Origin of the sequence: Litorivivens sp. (assembly GCF_041625495.1) — a bacterium.
Lineage (GTDB): Bacteria > Pseudomonadota > Gammaproteobacteria > Pseudomonadales > Spongiibacteraceae > Litorivivens.
In genome coordinates, this window is sequence record NZ_JBFJTH010000123.1 from 1 (window position 1) to 11,551 (window position 11,551).

At 56.8% G+C, this 11,551-nt stretch carries 7 protein-coding genes and 1 pseudogene; 1 reads left to right on the forward strand and 7 read right to left on the reverse strand.

Features of this window, described 5'->3' with window-relative positions:
• Window positions 1-202 (forward strand): annotated as a pseudogene (locus tag ABYP39_RS13535) (SRPBCC domain-containing protein); the annotation flags it as partial.
• An 11-nt stretch (window positions 203-213) separates the two neighbouring features.
• On the opposite strand, the gene ABYP39_RS13540 reads toward ABYP39_RS13535, so the two are convergent.
• From ABYP39_RS13540 to ABYP39_RS13570, 7 genes are all read right to left on the reverse strand, one after another.
• A complete protein-coding gene (locus ABYP39_RS13540; RefSeq protein WP_372783027.1) occupies window positions 214-2,514 on the reverse strand; it encodes a TonB-dependent receptor in 2,301 nt (766 codons plus the stop codon).
• A gap of 40 nt (window positions 2,515-2,554) precedes the next feature.
• Complete coding sequence (locus ABYP39_RS13545; RefSeq protein ID WP_372783029.1) at window positions 2,555-4,042, reverse strand: c-type cytochrome domain-containing protein; 1,488 nt, start codon at window positions 4,040-4,042, stop codon at window positions 2,555-2,557.
• 9 nt (window positions 4,043-4,051) lie between these two features.
• Window positions 4,052-5,413 (reverse strand): DUF1501 domain-containing protein, encoded by a 1,362-nt coding sequence (locus ABYP39_RS13550; RefSeq protein ID WP_372783031.1) that lies wholly within the window; start codon window positions 5,411-5,413, stop codon window positions 4,052-4,054.
• 3 nt (window positions 5,414-5,416) lie between these two features.
• Window positions 5,417-8,620, reverse strand: a complete 3,204-nt coding sequence (locus tag ABYP39_RS13555; RefSeq protein ID WP_372783033.1) for a PSD1 and planctomycete cytochrome C domain-containing protein — start codon at window positions 8,618-8,620, stop codon at window positions 5,417-5,419.
• 88 nt (window positions 8,621-8,708) lie between these two features.
• Complete coding sequence (locus ABYP39_RS13560; RefSeq protein ID WP_372783035.1) at window positions 8,709-10,121, reverse strand: histidine kinase dimerization/phospho-acceptor domain-containing protein; 1,413 nt, start codon at window positions 10,119-10,121, stop codon at window positions 8,709-8,711.
• Window positions 10,122-10,123: 2 nt separating this feature from the next.
• Window positions 10,124-10,780, reverse strand: coding sequence for a response regulator (locus ABYP39_RS13565; protein ID WP_372783037.1), 657 nt, complete (start codon window positions 10,778-10,780; stop codon window positions 10,124-10,126).
• A 147-nt stretch (window positions 10,781-10,927) separates the two neighbouring features.
• The coding region (locus ABYP39_RS13570) for an LON peptidase substrate-binding domain-containing protein (protein WP_372783039.1) at window positions 10,928-11,551 on the reverse strand (624 nt) is incomplete at its 5' end.

Genomic DNA, 11,551 nt, shown 5'->3' on the forward strand with positions numbered 1-11,551 from the left:
CGGCATCCCCGGCTTGATTACCGGCAGCCACTATTTTCAACCACAGGCTATTGATCAGAACCGCTCACGCCTCGCCCATGGCGAGGATTTTTCCGGCCTGCTGGTACCCGTGCTGCTACCCCTGCTCAGCAAGGTACTGGGCGCGCTCTACGACACTATCAACAGTGACATCAAAGCGCATTGTGAACGGGGTCAACTCTAGGGCACCTCTGATTAATATGAGGCCTCGAACAGGATACCCGCTGTCCTGGGCGCCTGCGGCGCAAACAGGGAGTAATTGCCCGGGTCGGGCATGGAGAAGTGATGGGTAAATATTTCGTCGTGATCCTCGATATTCTCGACAAAGACTTCCACCCGGTAGACGCCCTGTTCACTGCGCCAGGCAGTCCGCAGGTCCGTTTTGTGGTGGGCGTCCACTTCGTCAATCGGGTTGTCATAGGGCCGACGCTGGTAGCTGTCACTCCAGCTGAATTTCAGAGCAGGCGTAAGCGTGCCCCACTCACCGAGATTGAAGGTGTAACGCAGCAGTGCGCCGAAGGTAAACTCCGGCGAATCTGACATTTTTGCGCCTTCAAAATTATGCGGATCAGATTCAGTGCAGCCCGGCTGGGCGCTTTGGTTGGCAATTTCTTCATCTTTCCCGCAAAACTCGTTGAAGCGAGCATCCAGCCAGGCAAACGAAAACAGACCCTGAAAAGCCTCGTTGGGCACCCATTGCAACTCCGCCTCCAGGCCCTGAATACTGGCCGCCCCGGCATTCTCCAGTTTGACGCCGGTAATAATGATTTTGGAAACCTGCAGATCCTGGTAGTCGTAGTCAAAGGCGGAAAGATTCAATACCAGCGAACGGTTGTCGAACAGGGTCGTTTTCCAGCCAACCTCCCACATATTCAGAAACTCAGGGTCGACTTCGTTGAGACTGCCATCAGCCTGCAACTGGGCGGTGCCGGGTTTATAACCGTTGGCGAATTTGCCGTAGATCATGCCGGTCTCACTGTAGAACCATTTGGCCCCAAGCTCTCCGGTAGTCGCCTCTGATTTCCCGCCAACGTCGGTGCTCTTGTCGGTGAAAGGTATGGTCAGGCCGGTTTGAGTATGGGTGGCGGTTACGATCTCGCGCCCCGTCTTCAACCGGTATTCATCGCGGTTTTCCCGCACACCGGCAAACACCTCCATATTGGGCCAGGCCGCATTGATCACATCCAGATCCAGACGCACATTCAGAAACAGGGCCTCGTTCTTTTCGTTGCGATTCTGGTCGATAAAATCCACTTCGGCGTCGAAGACGAATTCGGGTAGCGGCAAGGGAGACAGGGGTGGCAAAAGCGTGGCAAAACCCTCCTCTGTGCGCGCATCCACGTGCAATGTTTCATGCTGATCGTTGCGATACCAGAACAAACCCACAATCCAGTCGATTCCGCTGTCGTTCTGCGAGGTAAAACGCAGCTCGGCATTGCGGGCAATCCCGTTGTTCCAGTTCATGGTTTCCAGTATGGGCTCTTCGGTGCCGTCCACATCGGAGTAGGTAAAAAAGCGGCGGCGATCCGTGCCTATGAAAAAGTCGAGATCGACTTCGCCAAACGCGGGCAGTTCCGGCATGTTCCAGGTTACTTCGCCCACCGTGCGCACCCTTTTGGTGAAGCCGTCGGGAACCTGTTTGTATTGCCGGGAGCGCACTTCAAGCAGATCCAGCGGCAGAGGCTCGGCGCCAAATTTTTCCAGAATGCCGCTCTGCCGCGTGGAAATCGATGGACTCGCAACCAGCCCGGCCGTGATATCACGCTCCAGCTTGACGGCGCGCAAACCCAACCACAGACGGTCGTTAACCTGACTTCCCAGATAGACACGGTAGAAGCTATTGTCTTCGGTGTCCGGTTCCTCGTCGCTTGGGGCGAGCAGGTTGTCTATGTGACCACCGCGGCTCTGCCATTGACCGGCAAAGCGCGCCATCAACGCCGTGTTTCCCTCACCCAGCAGGGGAACGTTGATATGCCCGCGAAAACGCTCCGCGTTGTAGTCAGCCTGCCGGTACTCCAGTCCACCCGTCCAGTATTCTGAAGGCCGGTTCCAGCGCACGTTGATGGCACCTGCCGTGGCATTTCGACCATAGACTGTACCGGAGGGGCCACGAATAACTTCGACGGTGGATATGTCGTAAAACTCTTCGGCGGCCTCGTGCTCATTGATGAAATAGCCGTTTACATGAAAGGCCACCGGCGAGGTCCCGTTGCGAGCCTGGCCAATACCGCGAATCGTCAGGTTATTGCCATCCCGGGACACCAGCCCCGGGGTAACATCAGCCAGAGCGGAAAAACCCTGAATGTTATTGTCCTTGAGCAGGTCTTCCGAAAACGCCGACACGGCCGCACTGACTTCCTGCACGGACTCAGTGCGCTTGCTGACCGTAACAAATACTTCTTCGATCATCTGTGCAGGTCTGGTTTTGTCGCTGTCATCGGCATTCACCAAAACACTGCTTAAAAGGAACAACGGAATAAACCTGAAGGCTTTCACGGCTGCACACCTCATTATTATCGTTATAATTTTTCTGGGATTAACTATCTTCCAACTTTCGTGGCAAGTAAAGCGTCGCCAGCGACGGCATAAGACTGCGCAGCTCCGTCTCTGGCACCGTCACCGACGTGCGATGGAGATTGAGCCATTTTAAACGCCGAAGCTCTGACAAGGTCTGCAGCACGGGGTAATCAATATTGCTGCCTGCCAGATTCAACCGCTCCAGATTGCTGAAACTGCGCAACTGAGCCCACTCGTTCGAAGCCAGTTCGGCGCCGCTGATATCGAGATGAAAGATATGATCCGACACAAGCGCCAGCTCGCTCAGGGCCTTCGATCGATCGCTTTCTGGTACATAACTCAGGTTCACCAGCAGCAGGTCGACGTTATTGACCAATCTGCGTACTGTCATGCCCGGTATGACGTTCAGAGCGCTGAGCGTTTCATCGTCGACCGGCGGCAAACGCCGCGCCAGGGTTTTTATTTCAGTCGGCAGTCCGCCCTCGGCCTTAGCCAGGCTTTCCAGTGAATGGCCCTGCAGCCAGTGAATGACAACACCTATATCATCACTTTGCAGCTCGCGGCCTTTGTCTTGCGGTGGCATAACGGCCGCATCATCCGGCGGCAGCAGCAGACGGCGTAACAGCTCACTGCCGTGCGGGTCTTGAAAATGCACAACGCCACTCGCAACAACGGCTTCATAGCTGTCCAGCCGCAAACCTTTTTTCTGTTTGTGCTCGCCGTGACACTTGATGCACGAGCGCTTGAATACGGGCAGCACGTCGTGCTCAAAGAAGGCGCGATCCAGCTGCGACGCCGCGTTGTCCTGCTCGACTCCAAGAAGCGTCTTTAAGGGCTGGGGCATATTGCGAACAAGGTGCGCTTCGCCGTGACTGAGGTTCGCGCCGCGCAAGCCGGTTATCGCAACCAGAATCAGGCACAGGCCCAGACTCAACCCCGCCCAGTTCGGGGCCGGCACGACAGGTCTGGCAATGGCCGAGCGAAGCACAGCTATCCGGCTTACCAGCGCTGTTTTAGTAGCGCTAAGGGCGCGATCCAATGGCGGAACGAGGCGTCGACTGAGCCACACCAAGACCCTCAGGGGGAGTAACAGGAAGCGAACCAGCCCCCAGACAAGCCTGCCGATAAACACCACGAGCCGCCAGACTATGCGCCATACAAAAAGACAAAGGCTCCTGCCAAACGACATCACCTGCCGAGTCGCAGTTGGAAACGACCATTGAGCCGCCGTTACAAATACCAATAGCGTGGTAGCCAGCGCTATTCTGGCGTGAGCGTCTATCGCCTCTCCACTGTGGCCGTTGAAATAGCGATTGCCAAAACCCAGCAGGACCGCCACCACGCAACTCCAGAATGCCAGCCACAACAACAGCTCCAGCAGAGTGTTATTGACGGCGTCCGGGCGAAATCGTCGATAGATAAATAGCAGAGCCGCCAGCGGCAGCAGCGCTATCGGAAAGTGCACCGCAACGGGATGAAAATCACTGAGAAAAGCCAGATAGGTCACAGTGAGTCCTCAGGCAAACAGGTCGCGAACAATTCGGCATTCACCGACGCCGGTCGGCTTGAAGGTTCTGCCGCCGAGCTCATAGGTCAGCCGCATATGATCCAGGCCCAGTGCATAAAGAATGGTGGCATTCAGGTCATTGACGTTAACCGGGTCCTTGACCGTCTTGAAACCGAATTCGTCGGTTTCGCCGTAGACAAAGCCCTGCCTGATTCCACCGCCGGCGAGCATCACGATACCGGCATCCGGATTGTGCCCGCGGCCAAAACCGCCGATAAACTTGCCCTCATTAAAGGGGGTGCGGCCGAATTCGCCTGCCACCACTACCAGGGTATCGTCCAGCATGCCGCGCTGTTTCAGATCACTGATCAGCGCACTCAGGGGTTTATCGAGGCCGCGAGCTTTCTCCGGAAACTGCTGATCCAGGCCGCTGTGATGATCCCAGCCGCCATCGGTTACGCGTACAAATCGCACGCCCTGTTCCAGCAGGCGCCGCGCCGACAACAGATCCACCCCCACCTTGCGGGTGGCCTCATCGTTGAGCCCGTAGGCTTCGTGGATGTAATCGGGTTCCTGCTGCAGGTCGAGCACCTGCGGAATAGACGACTGCATTTTGTAAGCCAACTCAAATACCTTGCCGTGGGCACGGGCCTTGTCGTCGCCACTGATGCTGGCATAGAGCCTGTCGAGATCGGCGACCTGTTTGACAGCGGCCTGTTGCTGTCGGGCACTGATCGCCCGGGGATTATCAAGAAAATCCAGCGCGCGCCCTTCGGTTTCAAAGAACACGCCGTGCAGATCGCTTGGCAGAAAACCATTGCTGATATTCTCAGCCCCACCCAGTGCGACAAAGCCGGGCAGATGCGGGTTGTCGCTGCCCAGCGCATAGTTTACCCAGGCACCCAGCGAGGGCTTGTCGTTCAGCCGCTCCCCGGAAAACAGAAAGTTGCTGGCCTGTGGGTGGGCCGGTGCAAAGTTCTGCAGCGTTTTCACGATGGTCATGTCATCAATGACCTTGGCCAGATGGGGAAACTGGTCTGACATTTCGATGCCCGACTGACCCTGTTGTGAAAAGTTGTACAAGGGGCGAAGACAGGCCGCGGAGCAGGCGTCCCGGTGCTTCACCGGCGACTTGTCGTGAAGCTTGTGCAGCAGCGCTTTATTTTCAAACGACTCGTAGGGAGACATGCCGCCGGCCTGCCAGATAAAAATCACACGGCGGGCACGCGGCAGAAAATGATGCCCGCTGAAAATCGGGTACTGATCGGCACCCCCGGCACTGGCCAACACACGCTGACCAAAACCGCCCAGCCCCAGCGCAACACCCGTTGTTCCCACACTCAAACGCTTGATCAGGTCTCGTCGTTTCACGGTTTAACTCCTCACAGTCGCTTCGCGCAGACTCAGCAGGGTCCGTGCCTGGTTGATCCAGAAGGCTTCGCTGCTAACGCTGTCGGGCTGTTGAAATAGTTTGCGCTCTTCGGGCAGCGGATGGCGCTGCAGTATTTTTCGATACAGATAATCCAGAGGATCGCCCGAGGCAGCCTGCTCGATCTGTTGCGCCAGCGCCCTGGCAGCATCGATCACCAGTGGTTGATTGAGACTGGCCAGCGCCTGAATCGGGGTAATGCTCTCGGGGCGGTGGATAACGCTTTTTTCGCGCGGTCGTGCGCCAAAGGCTTTCAGCGCCGGCGGTACATCGATGTTCTTGCGCAGTAAATACACGCTGCGACGATTGATATCCTCGCCCAGTGCATCGCTGCCGTGTTCGGTGTGCTCGCCGTACAATCCGGGCTGCAGCAAACCGGAAGCCTTCAACACAAAGTCCTGAATGAATTCGGCGTCCATCCGAAATCTGCCCTGGCGTGCGAAGTAGTGATTTTCAGGATCAATGCGCAGGGATTCTCGGCTGGCTTCCGAATGCTGACGATAGGTACTGGACGTTACGATCAGGCGCACAATGTGCTTCACGTCCCAGCCGCTGTCGACAAACTCTGCCGCCAGCCAATCCAGTAGCTGCGGGTGACTGGGAAGTTCGCCACCGCTGCCAAACTCCTCCAGAGTGGGTACCAGTGCCCGCCCCATAAACAGGCGCCACAAACGGTTCACCATGACTCGCGCCGTCAGCGGGTTGTCGTCTGAAACCAGCCACTGCGCGAGATCCAAGCGCGTCGGCTGAGGCTTTTGCGGCGCGCCGAGGAACTCGGGCAGGCCGGGCCCAACCAGTTCGCCGGAGGTATCGCTAAGCTCTCCCCCCTTAAGCACCCGCACGGGCCAGCTTCGGGTAGAACTGGCCGAACGCCAGCTGCGTTCTACTTCGCCCCAGATTTTTTCCTTTTCGCGTTCCAGACGACGGATCTGAACGCCAATCTCGGCGTTTTGAGGTGCGCGCAGCAATACGTGATCGGTGTAGATTTCCTCCCAGGCAAACATCTCCTTGATGGTCGCCAACACCGATTTCATGATGTCATTGAAGGGCACCGGCGCGGACACCCCAGCGGCGGTCGCCGCCATCGTGAACCAGCCGGAAACAGTGAAGTCCCAGAAATCTGTGAAAAACAGATTGTCGTGGACAAAATTGTATATGCCTTGACGGGCACCTCGCATCCAGCTGCCGGCCTGCACCGGGCCAGCGACGTGTTTCTGAAAGGGGCTTGCCACCCGTGATGGGGTATAGCTCAGATTCAGTTGTCGCGCGCGGCGCGCTTCATCGGCAAAGCGAATGCTTACCCGCAGGGTTTTACCGCTGGCGTTTTTCAGGGCTTCCTGCAAATTGAAAACCAGAAATGCTTCATTGTGCAGGGTCCTCAGAAGCATATCGTCCTTGCGCTCGTAGCGGTATTTGTGGAACAGGTCCTCCGGCGTAACTGACCAGTAGGTGCTACGGTCGCCGTCAATCATCACGTCTTCGTTAAACCGGCCGAGATCGGTACTTTCCGCCCGCGCCAGGTCAATCGGCACCCAGCTGTCCCCCTGTTTAAGCGAAACCGCCACCTCGCTGATGGCCACTTCATCAGGGACCGCAAAACTGTAGTGACTGTCGCGCTCACGGGCGATGCGCAACATCAGCGCACTTAGCTGTGCGTGTTCCACCGGGAATTCGGCGACATATTCGACGCCCGGTACCGTGGCGTCATCAAGCCGCAGAAATTGTACATCGCCAGTCACAATCGCACCGTTACCGCCCTGAGGTCGGGCGGTTTCTACCGTCAACGCGGTGCCCTCAACCTCGGCGCGGGTGAACTGCGGTTCTATCCATTCGAAGTAGTCGGGAATACTGTCGGCGTCTGAAAGGAGCTGTTTGCGCAGAGTCTCAGATGCTTCATTTTGCTGCTCAAGCTGTTCCCGCAGCGATACCATTGTCTGATCGATGGCATCGAGACGAGACTGCTGCTGCTCGGTGGGCATGTAAATGCGCGGCAGTTTAAAGTAAGCGTCGTCGGGATTGCGTGGTGCGGTGGAACTGCCGGACACACCGACGGTCCAGACGCCAACCCGGTCGAGGTCTGAGAAGAATGAGGCAAACTGGTAGTACTGTTTCTGGGACCAGGTATCAAATTTGTGATCGTGACACTGGGCGCATTCCAGCGAGGCCGCCAGCCAGATCTGGCCCAGCTTATCCACGCGCTCGGTGAGGTATTTGTGAATCGCTTCAGCACCGACACCGTCCTGCACGCGGACAATCAGGTGATTGTAGCCCGACGCAATCAGTTGTTCCCGGGTCGGCTCGGGTAACAGATCGCCGGCCAGCTGTTCAATGGTGAACTGGTCAAAGGCTTTGTTCTCGTTAAACGATTTAATTACGTAGTTGCGATAGGGGTAGAAGGTCGTCAGATAGTCGCCGCGATCGCTGATTTCATCCGAATACTTCACCCAGTCGAGCCAGGGCACCGCCATGCGCTCGCCAAAGTGCGGCGATGCCAGCAGGCTGTCTACCAGATCACTGTAGGCTTGATCATCGCTGCTTATGCCCGCGTTCTGCTGCACATCGTCAAAATCGGGAACGAGGCCGTGCAGATCCATGGAAAGACGACGAACCAGCGTCCGATCATCAGCCGCCGTGTTTGGCGACAGGCCAGTTCCCTGCATGCCGGCTAAAACAAAGTCGTCAATCGGGTTGCGCGGCCAATCGCTGTGCTCGTCCAGCACCGGCAGAGCAGGTCGCTCAATGGGCATATAGGACCAGTGCTGCTCGTATTCGGCGCCGGCGGCAACCCATTGCTCAAGCAGCGTGATCTCCCGCGCGCTGAGCTGTTTTTCCGACTCGGGCGGGGGCATTCGCAGTTCGGGTTCACTGGCACTGACGCGCTGAACAAGAATGCTCTTTTGTGGCTCACCCGGCACGATAACCGGCTCAAAACCGGTTTTGCCAGTCGCGTCGGCAAAGGTTTTGAGCAGCACATTGCCTTCCAGCTGCTTAACATCGCCATGACAGCCAAAACAGTTTTTGACCAGGATCGGACGTATATCGCGGTTATAACTTACGGTGCCTGCATCAGGCGCCGCCGGAAATCCCGGTTTGGCCTGGGCCGGGCCGACAAGCAGCAGGCAAATGGTGAGCGCAGACAATAGCCGCATGGCACCTCCACGGGGGGCACATATTATTCTAGTGCTCTAAAGTCTACAGCCGCTTCCTGAAATTTAGCTTAAGACATTTTTATCTTTATTATTCAGAATCTTGCAGGTTTACTTTGGCGACAAACCGGCTGCTGTCGCGGTCATAGCCAAGCTGCAGTTCTGCGTTGTGCAGCTCACAAATCCGGCCAGCAATGGAAAGCCCAAGACCGGTGCCCGATTCCGGTAGGTTTTCACCCCGGTAAAAGCGGTCGGTAAGTCGATCTGCGTTCTCTACCGGCTCAGCGTCATTTTCAATGATAACGATGCAACCGTCGGTGCGGATGCTTGTCTGCCCCCCCTCCCGGCAGTAGCGAAAGGCATTACCAATCAGATTGCGGAACAGTATCAGCAACGATTCCCGGTCACCACTCACCAGCGCCGACTCGGCCACATCAAAGTGCAGCTGCAGAGAGCGCTCGGCAAGCAGGTGCGCCAATTCAGAAACGGCGGTTTCGAGCAGGTCAGACAGCAACACCGGCTCTTTTGCCAAAGAATCCTGCGGATCGAGCCGTGCCAATGTCAGCAATTGTTTTACCGAGTGGGAGGCGCGCTGCACTCTGGCATAAATGCGTTCCATCATGGCGCGGCTGTCGTCGTCTGTGAGCAGGCGCTGACAGAGCTGAACCTCCGTCATTACCGCTGCAAGAGGCGTTTGCAGCTCGTGGGCAGCGTTGGCGGTAAAACGCTGTTCGTTCTCCAATGTGTCGGCGAGCCTCTCCAGCAAATGATTGAGAGACGCCACTACCGGGATCATTTCTTCAGGGGTTTCCGGTGCGTTGATTGGCTCAAGACTGCGCGAGCTGCGGCGTTCCTCAATCAAGCGGGACAAAGACCGCAGCGACCCAAGATTGCGCTGAATACCAAAATACAGGGCCAGCACCGTTACAGGTATGATCAGTGCCAGCGGCTGCAGCATTTGCAGCAAAAGACTGCCGGCGTCAAATGGAACTCCCGCTCGCGGCAGGCCGGCCGCATACCACATCTCCTGAGTTTCATCGTATAGATACTTGATCCGCCAGGCCTGCCCATTAAATACCTGATCCTCCCCTTCCCTCACACTCGCCTTCAGGGGATGAGCATAGCGCGGCGTATCAGGCCCAATAAGCAGTTGAATACCGCCAACCCAGATATTGATAGAAGGGGTACCCAGCGCACCGAGGTTGAAGTTTTCGTCAAAGCGAACCGGCAAGGGATTGTCCGGTGTTCCTTCACCCCAGTTCCGCTCGCCGTCCAGGGTCACCATGCGCTGAGAAAATTTTTCTTTCAGCGACTCCAACTCACCCTGCTGTATCGCCCCGCCAACTTTGAGGGTGACTTCAAGCATGGCACTGAGCAGCTTGTCGACTTCCTTTTCAATGACAATTCGAGCCGCCACCGTGGTTAACAGCGCTGAGAGCACCCAGCTGATCAGGAAGATGGATATGACCGTAAGGGTCAGGCGGCGGCGCAGTGAAACCGTCATCGCTAGAGCGCCAGGCGGTAGCCGACACCGCGCAGGGTTTCGATGCTGTCGCCGCCAAACTGTTTGCGCAGGTGTGAGATATAAACCTCCAGCGTGTTGGAACCGACTCCCTCATCCCAGCTGTAGAGGCTTTCCGCGAGCCGGGTTTTGGTGACAAAGCGGCCGCGATTGCGCACCAGCACCTCCAGTACCGCAACTTCCTTGGCTGGGAGCAACACCGGCTCACCTTTGAAGCGCACCTCATGATTATGGGGAAAAATTTCAAGTTCGCCCGCCACCAGACTGGGGCCGGCCACTCCAGCACTGCGCCGCAGAATAGAGCGCAAACGTGCAAACAGCTCATTCACGTCAAAGGGTTTACTGAGGTAGTCGTCGGCACCAAAATCCAGGCCCTGGATCCGATCGGCAACGGTATCTCGCGCAGTCAGCAGCATGACCGGAAGCGTAGTCGCCCGCTGACGCAATTCCTGCAGAACGTCCAGACCGGACTTTCCCGGCAGGCCGATGTCGAGAATCAAGGCATCGTAGGCCGCGACATCCAGCGCAGGGAGTATATCCTGGCCGCGTGTCATCCAATCTACGGCGTAGCCCTCCAACGCCAGCGCAGCCTGCAGCGATTCGCCCAGTTGTTTATCGTCTTCTGCCAGCAGGATTTTCAATCTGATGCCCTGTTCAGAATTGAACCGATGTTCAGTCTATCGTTTTTTACACAGCGAGTGTAAAGCGGGTCACTGAAGTGGAGCTTAAGAAGGTTCTGAACATTTGCTACAGAGAATTACCGATGTACATGTCGCCGCCAGCCGGACTTATTCTTCGTACTGACTGAGCAGATCGTGAATCGCATCGAGCCGGTCAATCGGATCGCGCAGCACCATCAGCTCGTAGCGATCCACTTCCGGCAGGGGTAATAGCTGGGCGAGCTGGTTGCTCAGGCGGGTAGCGTCGCGGGTTTCCACTTCAATCCCGAGGCGCTGAACGTGGGGGTGTTCGGCAAGCCGCTGCAGCAGGGCCGTCCATTCGGCGTGTTCTTCCGGCAGGGGAATCGATGGTTCCTCTTCCCAGACTCTGGCCTCACACAACCAGAGACCATCGTCCTGCTGATGCGGGTTGCTGATACTGAACCGCTCATCCCCCTCTATCACGATACCCAGCAGACCATTGGGCAGGGAGTCCCAATCCACAATGCGCGCCGATACGGCGGTGTTTTCAAAGCGCGTGTTTACGCCGGGGCGATCCACTTCCCTGCCCTGTGTCAGCAGCACCACCCCGAACTCACTTTCGTTTTTCATCGCCTTGGTGACCAGCGCAAGATAGCGCTGCTCAAATATCTGCAGCGACAGGCGCCCGCCCGGCATTAACACCGTGCCGAGTGGAAACAGGGCTATTTCACGATCAGCCATCGGATTCTTTACCCAGCGGTTTGAAGAAGA